General features: G+C 69.1%; 16 protein-coding genes and 1 pseudogene. 8 read left to right on the top strand and 9 right to left on the bottom strand.

The features are described 5' to 3' along the window. Positions 1–186: 186 nt before the first annotated feature. Together hyi and EZH22_RS11570 are read left to right on the top strand one after the other, a co-directional pair. Positions 187–966, top strand: a complete 780-nt coding sequence (gene hyi, locus EZH22_RS11575) for a hydroxypyruvate isomerase (protein ID WP_203195764.1) — start codon at positions 187–189, stop codon at positions 964–966. 80 nt (positions 967–1,046) lie between these two features. Beyond that, positions 1,047–1,925: a 2-hydroxy-3-oxopropionate reductase gene (locus EZH22_RS11570; protein ID WP_203195763.1), complete on the top strand. Its 879-nt coding sequence runs from the start codon at positions 1,047–1,049 to the stop codon at positions 1,923–1,925. A gap of 293 nt (positions 1,926–2,218) precedes the next feature. Here EZH22_RS11570 and typA read toward each other — a convergent pair whose 3' ends face one another. Next, on the bottom strand, positions 2,219–4,048 hold the full coding sequence (typA, locus tag EZH22_RS11565; RefSeq protein ID WP_203195762.1) for a translational GTPase TypA: 1,830 nt from the start codon (positions 4,046–4,048) through the stop codon (positions 2,219–2,221). 192 nt (positions 4,049–4,240) lie between these two features. Between typA and EZH22_RS11560 the strand changes: the two genes are divergently transcribed. Both EZH22_RS11560 and EZH22_RS11555 read left to right on the top strand, forming a co-directional pair. Next, positions 4,241–4,678, top strand: a complete 438-nt coding sequence (locus EZH22_RS11560; protein ID WP_231711427.1) for a potassium channel family protein — start codon at positions 4,241–4,243, stop codon at positions 4,676–4,678. Positions 4,679–4,727: 49 nt separating this feature from the next. Continuing rightward, entirely contained in the window at positions 4,728–6,089 is a 1,362-nt protein-coding gene (locus EZH22_RS11555; protein WP_203195760.1) for a PP2C family protein-serine/threonine phosphatase, read from the top strand. A gap of 86 nt (positions 6,090–6,175) precedes the next feature. Here the strand turns inward: EZH22_RS11555 and EZH22_RS11550 are convergent, their stop codons facing one another. After that, on the bottom strand, positions 6,176–6,676 hold the full coding sequence (locus EZH22_RS11550; protein ID WP_203195759.1) for a cupin domain-containing protein: 501 nt from the start codon (positions 6,674–6,676) through the stop codon (positions 6,176–6,178). 438 nt (positions 6,677–7,114) lie between these two features. Here EZH22_RS11550 and EZH22_RS11545 point away from each other — a divergent pair, with 438 nt between their 5' ends. Further along, positions 7,115–7,720, top strand: a complete 606-nt coding sequence (locus tag EZH22_RS11545) for a hypothetical protein (RefSeq protein WP_203195758.1) — start codon at positions 7,115–7,117, stop codon at positions 7,718–7,720. Between the two features lie 266 nt (positions 7,721–7,986). Next, positions 7,987–10,937: pseudogene (locus EZH22_RS11540) on the top strand (EAL domain-containing protein). 12 nt (positions 10,938–10,949) lie between these two features. Here EZH22_RS11540 and EZH22_RS32610 read toward each other — a convergent pair. From EZH22_RS32610 to EZH22_RS11515, 5 genes are all read right to left on the bottom strand, one after another. After that, the gene (locus EZH22_RS32610) at positions 10,950–11,639 is read right to left on the bottom strand and encodes a YcgN family cysteine cluster protein (RefSeq protein WP_203195757.1); all 690 of its coding nucleotides are present in this window, start codon (positions 11,637–11,639) and stop codon (positions 10,950–10,952) included. A gap of 36 nt (positions 11,640–11,675) precedes the next feature. Beyond that, positions 11,676–12,116, bottom strand: coding sequence for a hypothetical protein (locus EZH22_RS11530; RefSeq protein WP_203195756.1), 441 nt, complete (start codon positions 12,114–12,116; stop codon positions 11,676–11,678). Between the two features lie 147 nt (positions 12,117–12,263). After that, a complete protein-coding gene (locus tag EZH22_RS11525) occupies positions 12,264–12,773 on the bottom strand; it encodes a hypothetical protein (protein WP_203195755.1) in 510 nt (169 codons plus the stop codon). Positions 12,774–13,045: 272 nt separating this feature from the next. Then, positions 13,046–14,368, bottom strand: coding sequence for a GGDEF domain-containing protein (locus EZH22_RS11520; RefSeq protein ID WP_231711426.1), 1,323 nt, complete (start codon positions 14,366–14,368; stop codon positions 13,046–13,048). An 88-nt stretch (positions 14,369–14,456) separates the two neighbouring features. Continuing rightward, a complete protein-coding gene (locus EZH22_RS11515; RefSeq protein WP_203195754.1) occupies positions 14,457–14,858 on the bottom strand; it encodes a hypothetical protein in 402 nt (133 codons plus the stop codon). Between the two features lie 109 nt (positions 14,859–14,967). Here EZH22_RS11515 and EZH22_RS11510 point away from each other — a divergent pair, with 109 nt between their 5' ends. After that, complete coding sequence (locus tag EZH22_RS11510; protein ID WP_231711425.1) at positions 14,968–15,882, top strand: diacylglycerol/lipid kinase family protein; 915 nt, start codon at positions 14,968–14,970, stop codon at positions 15,880–15,882. Between the two features lie 15 nt (positions 15,883–15,897). Here EZH22_RS11510 and EZH22_RS11505 read toward each other — a convergent pair whose 3' ends face one another. After that, entirely contained in the window at positions 15,898–16,434 is a 537-nt protein-coding gene (locus EZH22_RS11505; protein WP_203195752.1) for an adenine phosphoribosyltransferase, read from the bottom strand. Between the two features lie 205 nt (positions 16,435–16,639). Here EZH22_RS11505 and EZH22_RS11500 point away from each other — a divergent pair, with 205 nt between their 5' ends. Then, positions 16,640–17,044, top strand: a complete 405-nt coding sequence (locus tag EZH22_RS11500) for a VOC family protein (protein WP_203195751.1) — start codon at positions 16,640–16,642, stop codon at positions 17,042–17,044. Positions 17,045–17,176: 132 nt separating this feature from the next. Here the strand turns inward: EZH22_RS11500 and EZH22_RS11495 are convergent, their stop codons facing one another. Beyond that, positions 17,177–18,025, bottom strand: a complete 849-nt coding sequence (locus EZH22_RS11495) for a cytochrome c1 (protein ID WP_203195750.1) — start codon at positions 18,023–18,025, stop codon at positions 17,177–17,179. Positions 18,026–18,028: the final 3 nt, after the last annotated feature.

Genomic DNA, 18,028 nt, shown 5'->3' with positions numbered 1-18,028 from the left:
TCGCCGGCGGCTTCCCCATCCACAGGACGTCATCCCCCGGCTTGTCCGGGGGATTGCCTTCGCCGCAGGAGCGCCTTCCGAAGAAAACCGTGGATGCCCCCGACAAGCCGGGGCATGACGGTGGCGAAGGCGCGGCATCCTGCGCCCCCTTGAAAAAAGCCCAAGGCTCAGCCCGCGGAGAGACGCATGCCCAAGTTCGCCGCCAATCTCACCATGCTGTGGAACGAGATCGACTTCCTCGACCGGTTTGAAAAGGCGGCGAAGGCCGGCTTCAAGGGGGTCGAATACCTGTTCCCCTACGCCTACGACAAGGAAGTGCTGGCCGAGAAGCTGGCCGCCCACGGCCTCGTCCAGGCCCTGCACAACCTGCCGGCCGGCGACTGGGCCGGCGGCGAGCGCGGCATCGCCTGCCTGCCGGGGCGCGAGGGCGAGTTCCAGGACAGCGTGGGCAAGGGCATCGAGTATGCGAAGGCCCTCAACACCAAGGCCATCAACTGCCTTGCCGGGCTGACACCGAAGGACGTTCCGGCGGACAAGGTGCACGAGACGCTGGTGAAGAACCTGAAGTTCGCCGCCGCCGAGCTGAAGAAGGCCGGCATCCCCTTCGTGGTGGAGGCGATCAACACGCGGGACATCCCCGGCTTCCACCTGACCCATACGAAGCAGACCCTGGCGCTGCTCGACGAGGTGGGCGCGGACGACATTTTCTTCCAGTACGACATCTACCACATGCAGATCATGGAGGGGGACCTCACCCCCACCGTCCGCGCCAACATCTCCCGCATCAAGCACATCCAGCTCGCCGACAATCCGGGCCGTGGCGAGCCGGGCACGGGGGAGATCAACTATCCCTTCCTGTTCAAGGCCATCGACGACACCGGCTATGACGGCTGGATCGGCTGCGAATACAAGCCGAAGACCACCACCGATGCGGGCCTCGGCTGGTTCGCCCCCTACAAGGGCTGAACGTCCGACGCTTGACGCCGTCAGGTGCGCCCGCCCCTCGGGCCGCCCTTCAGAACGAAGCCTCTTCAGGAGAAACGCACATGAACGTCGGTTTCATCGGCCTCGGCATCATGGGCCGTCCCATGGCGGGCCACCTCATCGACGCCGGGCACACCCTGTTCGTCCACAACCGCTCGAAGCCGGCGCAGGAGCTGCTCGACAAGGGCGCGGTGGAAGCCTCCTCCCCGGCCGAGGTGGCGCGCAAGGCCGACATCATCATCACCATGGTCCCGGACACGCCGGACGTGGAGAAGGTGCTGTTCGGACCCGTCGGCGTCGCCGAGGGAATTTCCGCCGGCAAGGTGGTGGTGGACATGAGCTCCATCTCCCCGGTGGCCACCAAGGACTTCGCCGCCCGCATCGCGGAGAAGGGCGGCGACTATCTCGATGCCCCGGTCTCCGGCGGCGAGGTGGGCGCCAAGGCCGCCTCCCTCACCATCATGGTCGGCGGCGCGGACGCCACCTTCGAGGCGGTGAAGCCGCTGTTCGAGAAGATGGGCAAGAACATCACCCTGGTGGGCGGCGTCGGCGCCGGCCAGACCGCCAAGGTGGCCAACCAGATCATCGTCGCCCTCACCATCGAGGCGGTGGCGGAAGGCCTGCTCTTCGCCTCCAAGGCGGGCGCCGACCCGGCCAAGGTGCGCCAGGCGCTGATGGGCGGCCTCGCCACCTCCCGCATCCTGGAAGTGCACGGGGAGCGCATGATCAAGCGCACCTTCGATCCGGGCTTCCGCATCGAGCTGCACCAGAAGGACCTGAACCTCGCCCTGCAGAGCGCCCGCGCCATCGGCGTGAGCCTGCCCAACACCGCCAACGCGCAGGAATTGTTCAACGCCTGCGTCGCCCATGGCGGGGCGAAGTGGGACCATTCGGCGCTGGTGAAGGCGCTGGAGCTTCTGGCCGGCCACGACGTGGCGTGATCTGCCAAGGCACGCGGGATGAAAGGCGGCGCCGGGCGTGCGCGCTTCTCCCCTCTCCCCTTGCGGGAGAGGGGCTGGGGGTGAGGCGAGGGTCTGTCGGCAAGGAGCCCCCACGCCGGGACAAAGGGCGAAACACCCCTCACCCCGGCCCTCTCCCGCAAGGGGAGAGGGGGCCTAGCGCTCCGAACAGCCTGCCGCTCGCCGGCTTGAAACGCAGAAGGCCGGGAGAGGGAGTGCCCCTCGCCCGGCCTTCTGCGTTCAACTGAGACCGGCGGCCCGGAAGGGCCTCGCGATCACGCCATCTCGGTCTCGCGCTTGCGCTCCTCGCGCTTGCGGTCGTTGGGATCGAGCCAGCGCTTGCGCAGGCGGATGGACTTGGGCGTCACCTCCACCAGCTCGTCGTCCTGGATCCAGGCGAGCGCGCGCTCCAGCGTCATGCGGATGGGTGGGGTCAGGCGCACCGCCTCGTCCTTGGAGGTGGTGCGGATGTTGGTGAGCTTCTTGCCCTTCAGCACGTTCACTTCCAGGTCGTTGTCCCGGTTGTGGATGCCCACCAGCATGCCCTGATACACCTTCCAGCCCGGCTCGATGATCATCGGGCCGCGGTCTTCCAGGTTCCACAGGGCATAGGCCACCGCCTCGCCGGCCTCGTTGGCGATCAGCACGCCGTTCACCCGGCCGGCGATCTCGCCCTTGTAGGGGGCGTATTCGTGGAACAGCCGGTTCATGATCGCGGTGCCGCGGGTGTCGGTGAGCAGCTCCGACTGGTAGCCGATGAGGCCGCGGGTGGGGGCGTAGAACACCAGGCGCTGGCGATTGCCGCCGGAGGGGCGCATCTCCACCATTTCCGCGCGCCGCTCGCTCATCTTCTGCACGACGGTGCCGGAATATTCCTCGTCCACGTCGATGAGGACTTCCTCGATGGGCTCCAGCGCCTGGCCGGTGGCCTCGTCCTTCTGGAACACCACGCGCGGCCGCGACACGGCGAGCTCGAAGCCCTCGCGGCGCATGGTCTCGATCAGCACCGCGAGCTGGAGTTCGCCGCGGCCCGAGACGAAGAAGGAGTCCTTCTCGCTGGATTCCTCGATCTTCAGCGCCACGTTGCCTTCCGCCTCGCGCAGCAGGCGGTCGCGGATGACGCGGCTCGTCACCTTGTCGCCCTCGGTGCCCGCCAGCGGACTATCGTTGACGATGAAGGTCATGGTGACGGTGGGCGGATCGATGGGCTGGGCCGCCATGGGCTGCGTCACTTCGAGCGCGCAGAAGGTGTCGGCCACCGTGCCCTTGGACAGGCCGGCGATGGCGACGATATCGCCCTGCACGCCCTCCTCGATGGGCTGGCGCTCGATGCCGCGGAAGGCGAGGATCTTGGAGACCCGGCCCTGCTCCACCAGCGAGCCGTCCTGCGCCAGCACCTTGATGGCCTGGTTCGGCTTGATGGAGCCGGAGGTGATGCGCCCGGTGATCATGCGGCCGAGGAAGGGGTTGGCTTCCAGCAGCGTGCCGATCATGCGGAACGGGCCGTCGTCCACGGTGGGCTCGGGCACATGCTTCAGCACCAGGTCGAACAGGGGCGCCATGCCCTGGTCGGACGGGCCTTCCGGGCTCTCGGCCATCCAGCCGTTGCGGCCGGAACCGTAAAGGATGGGGAAGTCGAGCTGCTCGTCGGTGGCGTCGAGCGCCGCGAACAGGTCGAACACCTCGTTGATCACCTCGGTGGCGCGGGCGTCGGAGCGGTCCACCTTGTTGATGGCCACGATGGGCTTGAGGCCGATCTTCAGCGCCTTGCCGACCACGAACTTGGTCTGCGGCATGGGGCCTTCGGCGGCGTCCACCAGCACGATGGCGCCGTCCACCATGTTCAGGATGCGCTCCACCTCGCCGCCGAAATCGGCGTGGCCGGGGGTGTCCACGATGTTGATGCGCGTGTCCTTCCAGACCACCGAGGTGGCCTTGGCCAGGATGGTGATGCCGCGCTCCTTCTCCAGGTCGTTGGAGTCCATCACGCGCTCGGCCACGCGCTGATTCTCGCGATAAGACCCCGACTGCTTGAGCAGCTCGTCCACCAGCGTGGTCTTGCCGTGGTCGACGTGGGCGATGATGGCGATGTTGCGCAGCTTCATGGTCGTCCAGCACAAAAACGCGGGTCCGAATAGCTCGGGCCCGCCGGGAAAGGGATTATTGCGGCGCAAAATACACACAAACCGATCAAGATCAATGCGCGCCGCCAAAACCGGCCCGAATAGGCCGCCGCCTCTTGCCCGCAAACCGGGCCTGGGCGATCGATGGACGGGCCGCAGCGGGAGAGTGGGTCGTTGTTCTGGTTCCTGGACGAAGAGTTCCTGGTCGGGGCGTTGGCCAGCCTCGGCACCATCACCATCCAGGCGCTGGTGACGGTGCTCGCGATCAGGATCGCGCATATATCGGCCCGCCACCTGTCGCCGCGCCGCAGGATCATGACGCTGATCATCGTCATGGGCGCGTCGGGCACGCTGCTGACGCTGGCGCACTTCCTGGAGGTCGCCGTCTGGGCCTTCTTCTATGGGGTCCTGGGCGTGATCCAGGAGAAGGATGCCTATTATTTCGCCTTCGTGAACTTCACCACGCTCGGCTACGGCGACATGCTGCCCGAGCACCGCTGGCGCGTGCTCGGGCCCATCACCGCGGCGAACGGCATGCTCCTGTTCGGCTGGTCCACGGCGGTGATGTTCGCCGTGCTCGCGCGGGCCCTTCGCATCCTGCGTTTGCAGTAAGGGCGTCGCGGCGACCTGCGCTATAGTGCCGGCGCCGCGAGGACAACCCATGAAGCCGCTGACGCAACGACACGAGGAGGCCCTCCCCCTCGGCCCGCACGAGGCCGTGGATGCGGCGCGGATCATGGCACGGCATGCCTATTTCGCCGATTTTCCCGAGGATGCCCTCGTCGCGCTGGTCGCCGAAGGGGAAGTGATCACCGCCCTCCCGGGCACGCGCCTGATCCGCCGGGGCGACCGCGGCACCTTCGCCCTCCTGGTACTGGAGGGCGCGGCGGTGGTCACCATCGACACGCCCTACGAGCATGTGGAGCTGGCGCGGCATGAGGCTCCGGCGGTCATCGGCGAGATCGCGGCCTTCACCGGCGTCGCCCGCACCGCCCACGTGGACGCGCTCACCCCCCTGCGCGCCGTGCGGCTGTCGTCGCAGGCGCTGGATGCGGCGGGGCGCGCCCATCCCGGGCTGCTCTCGGCGGTGATGCGGCAGTTCGGCCGGCGCTTCGAGACCTTCAACCGCGCCTTCGGCTTCTACGCCAATGCCCTCAACGCCCTGGAGCGGCGGGACTTCGACCTGCACCTCCTCGACGAGCTGCAAAATCCCCTGCCCGAGCTGGTGGACTTCTCGCACTCGTTCCGCCGGCTCGCCCAGGCGATCATGACCCGGGCCGCCGAGCGGCGGGAGATGGCCAACGCCGCCGCCATCCAACGCGCCATGCTGCCGCCGCCGCTTTCCGCCGCGGCCCTGGGCGGGCGGGCGGACATCTGCGCCGCCATGCGCCCGGCGAAGGACGTGGGCGGCGACTTCTACGATTATTTCCTCATCGACCAGCGGCGCCTCGTGGTGAGCCTCGGCGACGTGGCGGGCAAGGGCACCCCGGCCGCCCTGTTCATGAGCGCCACCCAGACGGCGCTGCGCATGGTGCTGCGGAACGAGCCGGACCTCGCCCGGGCGCTGGCCGCGGTGAACGACCTTTTGTGCGCCACCAACAGCGAGGACATGTTCGTCACCGTCTTCTGCGGGGTGCTGGATCTCGATACCGGCGCGTTCGCCTACTGCAGTTGCGGCCATACGGACTGCATGATCCTGCGTGCCGACGGCACCATCGATCGTCCGGCGGCCACCGGCATGGCGCTGGCCATCATGGAAGGCGCGAAGACCCGCGCCGCCACCACCCGGCTGGCCCCGGGCGACCGGCTGTTCCTGTTCTCCGATGGCCTCACCGACGCCATCGACCCCGGCGAAGCGGTGTTCGGCGAGGCGCGCCTCGAGGCTGCCGCCGCGGCGGCGCGCCAGCTGCCCGCCGGCGCCTTCATCCCGACTTTGCTCGATGCGGTGGCGGCCTATTCGGGCACCGCGCCGCAGTTCGACGACATGACCGCCCTCGCCCTCACCTATGCCGGCGGCGCCTGAGGCCCACGCCCACCAGCCGCCGGAAGGGACCCGCGGCTCATCCCCTCATGCGGTCGGCGGCCCGAAACGGCGGGCGGGAGACCCGCTCAGGTCTCGCCCTCCCAGTAGCCGACGCGGCTGTCGCTGCGGAAGGTGCCCTCGAAGCGCCGCGCGGCCTTGTTGCCGCCGGGGGCGGCGCCGGCAAAGACCGTGACCTTGCCGCTGTCGGGATATTCCATCACGTCCGGCTCGTTCATGGTGCTCACCGCCAGGTAGCGCAGCGGCCCCGCGTCGTCGGCGATGAGCTGGTGGGCGGTCTCGGGACCACCGGCGGGACAGACCACCACGTCGCCCTCCGCCACCGCGAACGTCTCCGCGCCGAAGCGCAGGCGCCCGGCCCCGGAGAGGATGACGAAGAGCTCGTCATTGGCATGATGGCAGTGCAGGGGCCACGCCTTCCGGCCTGCCGGCACCTCCACGTAGCGCGCCCCGAGGCGCCGGGCCCCGAGCGGGGCGGCAATGGACGCCAGATGCGCCTCGAAGCCGGCGCCGGCGACCTGCGGGGTCAGCGCCAGGTCCTTCAGCTTCACGATGGGGGATTTCGCCATGGGCACCCTTTCTTCTTGGCTTCTTCCGCCGCGTTCCGCCGCGAAACAACAGCGTCGCGCGCCGCGGCGCAACCGAGAAGGCGTCGCCGCCCCCTCCAACAGGCCCGACACACCGACTTCACCACCACAGCGCGCATCCGCCGGCGCCTCGCCCCGAGGACGTGGGCGCCGGATCCATCTCCTGCCTCGCCTTCGTCACGACCGGTTCAGGCCGACGCTCTGGCCTCCGGCCCCGGCAGGCCGCGCCATCGGCCGCCTGCCGCGGGACAGGCCGGGGCATATCCTCATGCGTGCATTCCGAGCCACGTTCGCGCCCTGGCGGCGGCAGCATGGTGACGGATGCTTAAGCGTCCTGCCGCGCGAGCGGGCAGCCGCTTTTGTGTTTGCGGAAGCTTTTTGCTAAGAGGGCGGCTCTCTTGACGTGTTTGGAGCTGCGTGATGGAAAGTCCGCGCGTGTACGTCTATCAGTTCGCCAGTGGCGCCCAGTGGGCCACGGGCGACAGCGTGGAGTCCTATCTCCGCCGCCTTCTCGATGTCGATTTCGCCCAGTCGCTGCGTGCCGACCGCCTCGCCGCGGTGACCGCCTTCCTCGACGAGGCCTTTCAGCTGGCGCATACCCTGGGCTGGAGCGGCACCGCCCGCGACCTGCCGCAGATGTTCTCCCTGCCGGGCATGCCCGCCGAAGAGGCGGTCTACATGATCGCCTGGGAACAGGATGACGGGATCGCCTACATCGCGTCCCCCTATCCCCTGCCCTGGCTCGACGCCAAGGCCACCCGCACCACCGATTCCGACCACGCGGTGCCGGTCGAGGAGGCGCGTCCCGTCGTCGCCCGGCCGCAGCCCCCGGTCGCCCCGCACGTTCCTCCCCCGGTGCATGCCCACGCGCCGGCGCAGGCGCTGGAGGCGGTGGCCGCCCAGGTGGAGGAAGAGGTGCTCGACCCCTTCTCCGAATATGTGCGCCGCGAGGAAGCCGCGCGGCTCGCGCGTGAACCCGCCCCCCTCGCCGGGGACGACCGCGACCCGGCCCGTCGCTTCTTCTGACGTTGCGGGAGGCGCCCGGCCGCCCCGAATGCGCGCCCCCGGGCGCGCATTTTCGTTTGGGAACCCCGCGCATGCGTCCGTGGTGCCGCCTTGCTCCGGCCTCGCCGCTTGGCTAGATGATTCCATTCTCGGCGGGCCCGGGCGGATTCACGCGCCCGCCCGCTTCGGATAAGCTGGAGTTCGATGCCGTTGGTTCATGTGCGTCTCGTTCGCGCGCATCGCGCATGCGGCATGGTGCTTTCGTGATCGAAACTCGGCCCGGCCCCATGCCGGGTGCGGAGACCAGGAATTTGCGGTCGTTCCTCGCTGGCGCCCTCGCCTTGTCGGTGCTCCTCCTCCTCGCCGTCCTCCTGCCCAACGGCGACGCGCGGGCCATGGAGGCCATCGCCCTGCGCCTCGACGCCAAGGTCACCGACCTCTTGCCGGCGGTGGAGCGCCAGGCCACCGACGACGGGCGCTTCCAGCTCTCCGCCGCGCCCGATGCCGAAGGCGTGGTACGCCGCATCGAGGTGCCGACCTCCGACGGGCGCAGCCATGCCGACTGGATCGCCTTTGCCCTGTCCAACAACACCGACGAGCAGGTGGACCGGCTGATCGTCGCGCCGCACTACCGCATGTCGGGCTCCGGACTGTTCTGGCCCGATCTCGGCAACCGCCGCATCGTCGCCATCACCGCCAGCCAGGGCTTCAAGCCGGAGCGGCAGACCGCACCGGACGCCGACGTCTTCCTCATCACCATCGACCCCGGCTCCACCGTGTCCTTCGTGGCCGAGCTCGGCGGCCCGAACCTGCCGCAGCTCCAGCTGTGGGAGCCCGACGCCTACAAGGACCGGGTGAACGCCTTCACCCTCTACCACGGCATCGTCATCGGCATCGCCGGCCTGCTCGCCTTGTTCCTCACCATCCTGTTCGTGGTGAAGGGATCGGTGATGTTCCCGGCGGCGGCGGCCCTCGCCTGGGCGGTGCTCGGCTATATCGGGCTCGACTTCGCCTTCTGGTCGAAGGTGTTCGGCCTCTCCCCCCTGGCCGAGCAGTTCTGGCGGGCGGCGGGCGAGGCGGTCCTGACCGCGACGCTGCTGGTGTTCCTGTTCGCCTATCTCAACCTCAACCGCTGGCATGTGCGCTATGTGCACGTGGCGGCGGGCTGGCTCACCTTTCTCGCCGCGCTGGTGGTGGTGGCGCTGCTCGACGCGCCGGTGGCGGCGGGGATCGCCCGCCTGTCCCTGCTGTCGGTGGCGGTGGCCGGCTTCATCGTGGTGATCTGGCTGTCGCAGCATGGCTTCGACCGCGCCGTGCTCATCATCCCCACCTGGTCGCTGCTGCTGGTATGGGTGCTGATGGCCGGGCTCACCGTGGCCGGGCTCGTCACCAACGACCTCGCCGCCCCGGCCCTGTCCGGCGGCCTGGTGCTGATCGTGATGCTCATCGGCTTCACCGTGATGCAGCACGCCTTCGCCGGCATCGGCGGCATCCAGGGCTCCACCTCCGAGCTGGAGCGCCGCGCTTTGGCGCTGGCCGGGTCCGGCCTCATCGTGTGGGACTGGGATGTGGACACGGACCGCATCTACACCTCCCCGAGGCCGAGGAGGCGCTGGGCCTCAGGCGCCATTCGCTGGAGACCGAGGCCGCCGGCTGGCTGGAAGTGCTGCATCCCGCCGACCGCGACCGCTTCCGCGCGACGCTCGACGGCATCATCGACCAGCGCCGCGGCCGCATCGACCAGGACTTCCGCCTCCGGGCCATCGACGGCCACTACCTCACCTTCAACCTCAAGGCACGCCCGGTGGTGGGCACCGACGGCGAGGTGGTGCGCTGCATCGGCACCCTCACCGACGTGACCGGCGAGCGCATCGCCGCCGAGCGGTTGCTGCACGACGCGGTGCGCGACAACCTCACCGGCCTGCCCAACCGCGAGCTGTTCCTCGATCGCCTGAACCAGGCCCTGACCATGGCCCGCCTCGACGAGAAGGTGAAGCCGACGGTGATGGTGATCGACCTCGACCGCTTCAAGCAGCTCAACGTGCAGGTGGGCATGGCGGTGGCCGATTCCATCCTGCTCACCGTGGCCCGCCGCCTCATGCGCCTGCTGAAGCCGCAGGACACGCTGGCGCGCATCTCCGGCGACCAGTTCGGCATGATCCTCCTGTCGGAGCGCGACGCCGAGCGCATCACCACCTTCGCCGACACCCTGCGCCGCTCGCTGCGCGCGCCCATCGCCTTCGCCGACCGGGAGGTGTTCGTTACCGCCTCCATCGGCCTCGTGCTGTCGGGTCCAGACCAGACCAAGCGCGACGAGGTGCTCAAGGACGCCGAGCTCGCCATGTACTACGCCAAGCGCATCGGTGGCGACCGCATCGAGGTGTTCCGCCCCGCCATGCGCCAGCAGAAGATCGACCGCGTGGTGCTGGAGGGCGAGCTGCGCGAGGCGCTGGAGAAGGACCAGATCTCGGTGCGCTACCAGCCCATCGTCCGCCTCGGCGACCGGGCCATCGGTGGCTTCGAAGCCTATATGCGCTGGAACCACCCGCGCCTCGGCGAGCTGGCGGCGTCCGAGTTCCTGCTGCTGGCCGAAGAAACCGGCCTCATCCTCGACCTCGGCCTGTTCGTGCTCGACCGCGCGGCGCGCCAGCTCGGCCAGTGGCAGCGCCTGCTGCGCGTCGACCCGCCGCTGTTCATGCATGTGAACGTCTCGTCCCGGCAATTGCTGCGGCACGACCTGATCCAGGACCTGAAATCCGTCCTCGCCCGCAACACGGTCGCCCCCGGCTCGCTCAAGCTGGAAGTGACCGAGAGCCTGGTGATGGAAAATCCGGAATACGCCGCCGTGGTGCTGGGGCGCATGCGCGAGCTGGGCGCCGGCCTGTGCCTCGATGATTTCGGCACCGGCTATTCCTCCCTCGCCTATCTCCAGCGCTTTCCCTTCGACTGCGTGAAGATCGACCCGCGCTTCGTGCGCGACACCGCCAAGGGCCCGGCCCGGGCCGCCCGGCCGGTGATCGTCGGCGCCATGATCGACCTCGCCCACGACTTGGGCATGGACGTGATGGCGGAGGGGCTCGAAAAGGAAGTCGAGGCGAGCGAGATGACGCGCTTCGGCTGCGAATACGGCCAGGGCGTCGTCTTCGGCGAGCCTTTGACCGCCGACGAGTGCCGCGCCCTGATCGAGCCCGCGCCGACGGAGACCCGCGGCAAGAAGCGCTCGACCGCCGCCGAGTAGCCGGCGTCGGGACTATCCGGCCTGATCCGCCTTGCCGGGCCGCGGCGGCATCGCCGGCTCCCCGGCTTCCGGGATCGGCCTTGCTGTGATCGCTTCCCCAGCCCCGCGCGGGGCGCGGGCCTTCGGCCCACCCGCCGCCGCACCCGCCCCCTTGCGCGCCTGCCGGGCGCCGCGCGGCCAGCGCGCCGGCCAGGAGACGATGCGGTCCACCAGCTCGAACAGCCCGAACTGCGTCTCCAGCCCCGCGACCTTGCCCGTCACCGCCACCCCCGCGGCAGCGACGCTCGCCGGGTCCCCGGAGACGAGGGGATGCCAGAAGGGAAGGTCCTCCCCATCCCGCACCAGGCGATAGGCGCAGGTGGGCGGCAGCCAGCCGATGTCCTCCACCGTCTCCGGCGTCAGCCGCACGCAGTCGCTCACCTGCTCCGAGCGGTTCTCGTAATCGGTGCAGCGGCAGGTCCCGGCGTCGAACAGGCGGCAGGCGACATCGGTATAGGCGATGGCCTCCGTCTCCTCGTCCTCCAGCTTCACCAGGCAGCAGCGGCCGCAGCCGTCGCACAGGCTCTCCCATTGCGCCGCGCTCATGGCGGCGAGCGGCGTGGTGCGCCAGAAGGGCGCGGCCGGGGCGGGCACGGCTTCGGGCGACGCGGCATCGGGCGACGCGGCGCGCGGACGGCCGGGGCGGCGGACGGGTGGGGTCATGGTTTCCTCTACCACAGGGGCCCGCACCGCGCCCGCTCAATCCCACATGAGGATCATCTCGTAGACCTCAGGATCGGCGGTCCGCATCGCCTCCAGGTCGGAGCGGAGTTCGCGTTCACCCTCCAGTTCCTCCGGATAGGCCCCCTCCCGGGGCTGGAAGCGCAGCAGCAGGCGGCAGGGCCTGTGCTGCAGCTTGCCGTCCTCCCAGCCGATGGTCGTGCCGCCGTAATCCCAGCCGAAACCGTAGAGGAGGAACGGCTTGCCGTTGGCCGCCTCCACCGCCTGCAGCCGGGAGCCGACGGCGAGCCCCTCGGGCGTGCGCCAGGGCCCTTTCGAGGAAACGGAGATCTGCGCCGGCCGGCGCCGGCGCGCTTCGTCCAGCCAGACGATCTCGACCCGCCGGGCCGCATCGTGCTGGAACACCACGGTCGCCTTCACCGTCTCGCCCTCGGGGGCGGGAATGGTCTTGAACACCACGTTCCGCGCGCCGAAGTGGCGGACAAGCGCCGCATGGCTCGTCTTCTGCGTGAAGGGGCCGGCGCAGTCGAAGGGCGGGGGGGGGCTTCCGCGCAGCCGAAGCCTCCCCCGCCGCCAGGAGGATGGCGAGCCCCGCAAAAGCAGGCGTCAGCCGACCGAGCATGCCACCTTGCCCCTGAGGGTGATTTCCTTGCCGGGTTTCCCCTCCTGTCCCGCGTCGAGGAGAGTGAGCAGATAGCGGCCGCCGAATTCGCCATCGTCGTCGCCGCGCCCGCCGCGGGTCTGGACCACCAGTTCCACGGAACCGTGCGGCCCTTCCGTCCGCTCGTGATACAGGCGCAACTTCAGCTCCTTGCCATAAAGCCAGTGATGGGCGAGCGCCGCCCCATCCAGCTCGAGCCGGGCGAAATCCTCCGACACCCCCTTCGCCTTCACGATGAGGACGGCGCGAAAGTTGCTGAACCCCTCCGCAAGACCATGCGAAACCACCGAATGGGCCTCGAAGGATACGGACTTGTCGTCGGCGTTGCAGTCCAGCGTCGCCGTGGCGAAGGCGGGAGGCGGCGCCCCGAGAAGCCCTGCCGCCACGACACCGCCGGCCGCCAGAAGAAGGCGCCACGGCCTTCCGGCGGCACCGCCCCACGCGCCACTCGACATGGACTCCCCCTCCCTCACGATCGCTTCCGCTGCGGCAGAGTTTAAGGCGAAACGCGGTGGAGAGAAATCGTCGCGATGGGGATCCGGAGGATGCGGATCAGGATTTGGTGTGGGAGTGGGTGTAGTGGTCCGCCCAGGCGAGCACGAGGGCGAAGCCCCCGAAGGCGAGGACCACGCCGGTGACGACGATGGCGATTTCAGCAGGCATTTCAATCTCCCGGAGTGTTTTCCGGAAGGTTAGGCAGCCCCTGCGCGGTCCACGTTGATCTGGATCAAGCCCCGCCGTCGCGCTCGACGATCACGCAGTTGCGGCCGGCCGCCTTCGCCGCATAGACCATCGCGTCGGCGCGCTGGAGCAGCTCCAGCATGTCTTCCTCCGGCCGGCCCTCCGCGACCCCGAAGCTCGCCGTCACGTTCACGTGCAGCGGCAGCGCGGTGAAGCGGGTGATGTCCATCTCGGCCCGCACCCGCTCGGCGAACAGGGACGCGCCGGCCTTGTTGCTGCGCGCCAGCAGCACCACGAACTCCTCGCCGCCCAGCCGCGCCGCCACGTCATGGTGGCCGACCTCGGCGGCGAGCAGCTTTCCGAACGCCTGCAGCACCCTGTCGCCGGCCAGATGCCCGTAGGTGTCGTTGATGGACTTGAAATGGTCGAGGTCGCAATAGACCACGCAGAACGGTGCCAGGCTGCGGTCCGCCATCCGCTCCGCCGCCAGCTGGTCGAAGCCCCGGCGGTTGGCGAGGCCGGTGAGCGGATCGACGGCGCCCTGGCGCTTGAGGTCTTCGATCACGTCCAGGGCGATGGTCGCGAGCAGGATGATGGCGACGGCGAAGGCGCTGACCAGCATGGTGAAGTTGAGCACCTGCCAGAAGGGACTTTCCCGGAAGGCGGCGGCGAGCGCCTGCGTGTCCGCGCCGGCCTGGCGCATCTGGTCCAGCTCATAAATGCGGCTCGACACGCGCATGGTCAGGATCGTCCGCACGAAGAAATGCAGGCCGAACAGCACGATGGTCCAGAACAGCACCTGCTCGCGCCACGGCCGCCTGCGGATGACGCCGATCTGCGCCGCGGCGACGAGGAAAATCAGGCCATAGCCGAAATTCTGCACATAGATGCGCGCGACGAGATTCCGGTCGAAATAGAAGAAATAGTACAGGAGGAGCAGGATGCACCCGGCAACGCTGAAAAGCAGGGGTCCGGCACCGCTCTTTTCAAACCGCGCGAGCACTCCCTCCACCAGGCAGAAGATGGAGAATGTGTAGATGATGGCCGAAACCATGGTGTTCTGGCCAATATCGGGCGGGATCTGCAGGATCTGCGAGAGCGCCGCCGCGGCATAGGCGACGAAGGCGGCGGCGAAATACAGGACATGGCGGCGCTCCTTCTGGTACAACCACACCAGCAGGAATACGATGGCGACGATCAGCGAAACCGTGGGACCCGTGAAGATGTAGAGGCGCCCTTCGGACATGTCTGATCCCGCGTCTCCCCCTTCGCCCTCCGCATGGGGCCGACCGTCCGCGCTGCGGTCGCCGCCGATGGCGCGGGCGACGCGAGAGGAGCGGACCGCCAGCGGCGACACCGAACGTGCCACCCTCCGCTACCCTAGCGCACTTGGAACGCGGCCCTGGGAAAGTCAAGCGCCGGCAAGGGCTAACCGCGACGCCCAGCGGCCGAAAACTCTACTTTCGGTAGGCCCATAGCCTTAGCTCGCGCTTGAGTTGACGGAAGTCGTAGAAGGTGAAGCCGAGGACGATGATGGCGACCGCGGCCAGGACCAGCGACACGCCGGAGGACCATCCGATCGCCGAGGCGCTGAAATCGTAGACAAGATAGCCGAGCAGCGCCGTCACCATCACCGCGGCCGCGTAATAGATGCGGGTGTCGAGGCGCGCCAGCAGCATGCCCACCGCCACCCAGATGACCACCGCGAGGAGAATCGCCCAGCCCAGGCCGAGGCCGAACTGGCGCGCCACGAAATGGCCTCCGGCCCCGCACAGGACGATGGAGGTGACAAGCAGCAGAAGGCCCGCGCGCAGGCGCAGGATGGAGGATGTCTTTGCTCCCGAAGGGGCAGCGGCCATGATTCGTATCCTCGGAGGGGGTTCCGCCGGCCCGCCCGGCTCCCTGCTGCGGGAACCGTCCGGCCGCGCGGAAGCTTGAGCCGATCTGGAGGGCGCCACGATGCAGCGAATGCGGGTCGTACTCAATGCCAAAGCCGGAACGGTCCGCGACCTGGGGCCGGAGCGGGTCCGCCGGACCGTGGACGGCGCCCTCGCCCGGCACGATCTGGACGTGGAGGTGGTGGTGGAGGAAGGCGAGGCCCTCGCCCGGGCCATCGCTTCGGCCCCGCGGGAGGGCTACGACACCGTGGTGGTGGGCGCGGGCGACGGCACCGTGTCCTACGCCGCCTCGGTCCTCGCCAATACCGAGGTGACCCTCGGCGTGCTGCCGCTCGGCACCATGAACCTGCTCGCCTACGATATCGGCCTGCCGCGCGATCTCCCCGGGGCGCTGGCGGCCTTGCACGACGCCCGGCCCATGCGTGTCGACGTGGGCACGCTGAACGGCCGGCCCTTCCACGGCGTCTCCGGCGTCGGCTTCTTCAGCCAGATGGCCCTCGCCCGCGAGCAGGTGCGGGAGCGGCAGGGGCGCGTCGTCGGCTGGTTCCTCGCCCTCGGCAAGGCACTGATGCGCTCCGGGCGCTTCTCGCTCGAGGTGGAGGTGGCCGGCGCCCGCGAGCCCATCGAGGCCTATGCCGCCCTCGTCACCGTCAACCCCTTCGACGCACCGGGCTGGCACCGCTCCCGGCTCGACGGCGGGCTGCTCGAGGTCCTGGTCGCCGAGGAGCGGGGCACGCTGGCGCGCCTGAAGACCGGGGCGGAGGTGCTGGTGAACGCGTGGCGGGACAAGCCGGGCATCCATGCCTTTACCGCCCAGCGCGTGACCATCCATGCCCGGCGCCGCCGGGCATGGGTGGCGACCGACGGGGAAGTGGAGCGCGAAACCCTGCCCCTGCGCTACGCCATCGCGCCCGGCGCCCTCAAGCTGCTGGTGCCGCGGGACGCCATCCAGTGGCGCACACGGCAGTCGGAAGATGTGACCTGAAGCCCGGCCCGCCGTTCAATGACCGGGAAAGTCGACCAGGGTGCGCACCGCGACCCCGGCCTGCCGCAGTTTCTGCGAGCCCCCGAGGTCGGGCAGGTCGACGATGAAGCAGGCGGCCTCCACCACCGCGCCGCAGGTCTGGAGCAGCTTCACCGCGCCGAGGGCCGTGCCGCCGGTGGCGACGAGGTCGTCCACCAGCAGCACCCTTTGGCCGGGGACGATGGCGTCCACGTGCATCTCGATCTCGTCCTCGCCGTATTCGAGGGCGTAGGCCATGCGCACGGTCTGGTGGGGGAGCTTGCCTTTCTTGCGGATGGGGACGAAGCCGGCCGAAAGCTGGTGCGCCACCGCCCCGCCGAGGATGAAGCCCCGCGCCTCGATGCCCGCCACCTTGTCGATCTTCGCCCCGGCCCAGGGCTGCACCAGCTCATCCACCGCCCGACGGAAGGCGCGGGCGTCGCCGAGCAGGGTGGTGATGTCGCGGAACAGGATGCCCGGCTTGGGATAATCGGCAATGGTGCGGATGCTGGCGGCGAAGTCGGCAGGGGTCATGGCGGGCTCCGGGGAAGGCCTGCGTTTCCATAGAGCGTTTCGCCGCGCCACGGAATCAGGGAAACACCCCCGGTCCGCGCGAGGTCGCGGGGCCCGCCGCCAGCCGTCGCCGCTGCGCGCGCAAACCCATCGGGGTGGATCCGCGGGAGGAAAAGCACGTTCATGCCATGTCGTCCGCTTCAAGGGCGATGCCCGGGAGGAGCCGATGACCGACAGCAGCAGGGCGCGAAGCCCGATTTTCCCCGCTTTGCGCTACGCCGACGGACATGCCGCCATCGCCTGGCTGGAGCGCGCCTTCGGGTTCGCGCCCCAGGCGGTCCATGACGGGCCCGACGGCGCGCTCGCCCACGCCGAGCTGACGAGCGGCGACGGCCTCGTCATGCTCGGCTCCGGCAGCGCCGATCCCGCCAACCCCTGGAGCACCACGCCCATGGGGCTTTATGTGCGGGTGGACGACATCGACGCCCATTATGCGCGGGCGCAGGCGGCGGGGGCCGAGATCGTCCGGCCGCTGGCGCAGACCTCCTACGGCGCGCGCGAATATTCGGCGCGCGACCCCGGCGGGCACCTGTGGAGCTTCGGCACCTACGATCCGTGGGCCGGGAAATAGCGGCTGCAGCCGCCCGGCCATATGGGCCGGCGCCAAAGCGGGCGACACGGTGCGCGCCGAGGCGCCTGTCCGGATGAGGCCGACATGAAAAAGGGCCCCGGAGGGCCCTTCATCGCGGGGAAATCCGTTCCCTCAGTGATCGACCTTCGACCAGATCTTCTTCTTGGTGAAGTAGAGCAGGCCCGACAGGACGATGAGGAAGATCATCACCTGGAAGCCGATGCGCTTGCGCGAATCGAGGTGGGGCTCGGCCATCCACATCATGAAGGCGGAGACGTCGCTCGCATACTGGTCGACCGTCTGCGGCGCGCCGTCGGTGTATTCCACCTGGCCGTCGCTGATCGGCTTCGGCATGGCGATCTGGTTGCCCGGAAAATACTTATTGTACTGCAAGCCGGGCTGCAGGTGCACATCGGCGGGCGCATCGGCGTAGCCGGTAAGCAGCGCGTGGATGTAGTCCACGCCATGCTCCTGGTATTGGATGAACGCGTCGGTGATGAAGCCCGGGAAACCCACGTGATAGGAGCGGGCCTTGGCCAGCACGGAGAAGTCCGGCGGCAGCGCCCCGCCGTTCGCGGCGCGGGCGGCGTTGTCGTTGGGGAACGGCGCCGGCCAGTGGTCGGAGAGGCGGCCGGGACGCTGGAACATGTCGCCCGAATCGTTCGGCCCGTCGGTGATCTGGTACTCGCCCGCCACCTGCTTGGCCTGGGCCTCGGTGAAGCGCGGGCCGCCCTCCTGGGTGAGGTTGCGGAAGTACAGGTAGTTCGCGGAGTGGCACGCCGCGCACACTTCCTTGAACACCTTGAACCCGCGCTGGAGCTGGGCCGGGTCATACATGCCGAACGGGCCGGCGAACGACCAGGACAGACGGTGCGGGCGGTTGTCGTGGCCGCCGCCTTCCGCGGCGAGCGCCGGCGCACCGGCCCCCGCGAGGAGGAACGCCGCCGCGACGGCACCGAAGAGACTGCTACGAATGGTCATTGC

Source organism: Xanthobacter dioxanivorans, from assembly GCF_016807805.1.
GTDB classification, from domain to species: Bacteria; Pseudomonadota; Alphaproteobacteria; order Rhizobiales; family Xanthobacteraceae; genus Xanthobacter; species Xanthobacter dioxanivorans.
Note: the sequence above shows the minus strand (reverse complement) of the source record. Positions and strands in the feature narration are given on the sequence as shown.

What these genes read in the sequence shown, in the direction of transcription:
- hyi (WP_203195764.1), top strand. Translation starts at nt 187, where the DNA reads ATGCCCAAGTTCGCCGCCAATCTCACCATGCTGTGGAACGAGATCGAC.
- EZH22_RS11570 (WP_203195763.1), top strand. Translation starts at nt 1,047, where the DNA reads ATGAACGTCGGTTTCATCGGCCTCGGCATCATGGGCCGTCCCATGGCG.
- typA (WP_203195762.1), bottom strand. Translation starts at nt 4,048, where the DNA reads ATGAAGCTGCGCAACATCGCCATCATCGCCCACGTCGACCACGGCAAG.
- EZH22_RS11555 (WP_203195760.1), top strand. Translation starts at nt 4,728, where the DNA reads ATGAAGCCGCTGACGCAACGACACGAGGAGGCCCTCCCCCTCGGCCCG.
- EZH22_RS11550 (WP_203195759.1), bottom strand. Translation starts at nt 6,676, where the DNA reads ATGGCGAAATCCCCCATCGTGAAGCTGAAGGACCTGGCGCTGACCCCG.
- EZH22_RS11545 (WP_203195758.1), top strand. Translation starts at nt 7,115, where the DNA reads ATGGAAAGTCCGCGCGTGTACGTCTATCAGTTCGCCAGTGGCGCCCAG.
- EZH22_RS32610 (WP_203195757.1), bottom strand. Translation starts at nt 11,639, where the DNA reads ATGACCCCACCCGTCCGCCGCCCCGGCCGTCCGCGCGCCGCGTCGCCC.
- EZH22_RS11525 (WP_203195755.1), bottom strand. Translation starts at nt 12,773, where the DNA reads ATGTCGAGTGGCGCGTGGGGCGGTGCCGCCGGAAGGCCGTGGCGCCTT.
- EZH22_RS11515 (WP_203195754.1), bottom strand. Translation starts at nt 14,858, where the DNA reads ATGGCCGCTGCCCCTTCGGGAGCAAAGACATCCTCCATCCTGCGCCTG.
- EZH22_RS11510 (WP_231711425.1), top strand. Translation starts at nt 14,968, where the DNA reads ATGCGGGTCGTACTCAATGCCAAAGCCGGAACGGTCCGCGACCTGGGG.
- EZH22_RS11505 (WP_203195752.1), bottom strand. Translation starts at nt 16,434, where the DNA reads ATGACCCCTGCCGACTTCGCCGCCAGCATCCGCACCATTGCCGATTAT.
- EZH22_RS11500 (WP_203195751.1), top strand. Translation starts at nt 16,640, where the DNA reads ATGACCGACAGCAGCAGGGCGCGAAGCCCGATTTTCCCCGCTTTGCGC.
- EZH22_RS11495 (WP_203195750.1), bottom strand. Translation starts at nt 18,025, where the DNA reads ATGACCATTCGTAGCAGTCTCTTCGGTGCCGTCGCGGCGGCGTTCCTC.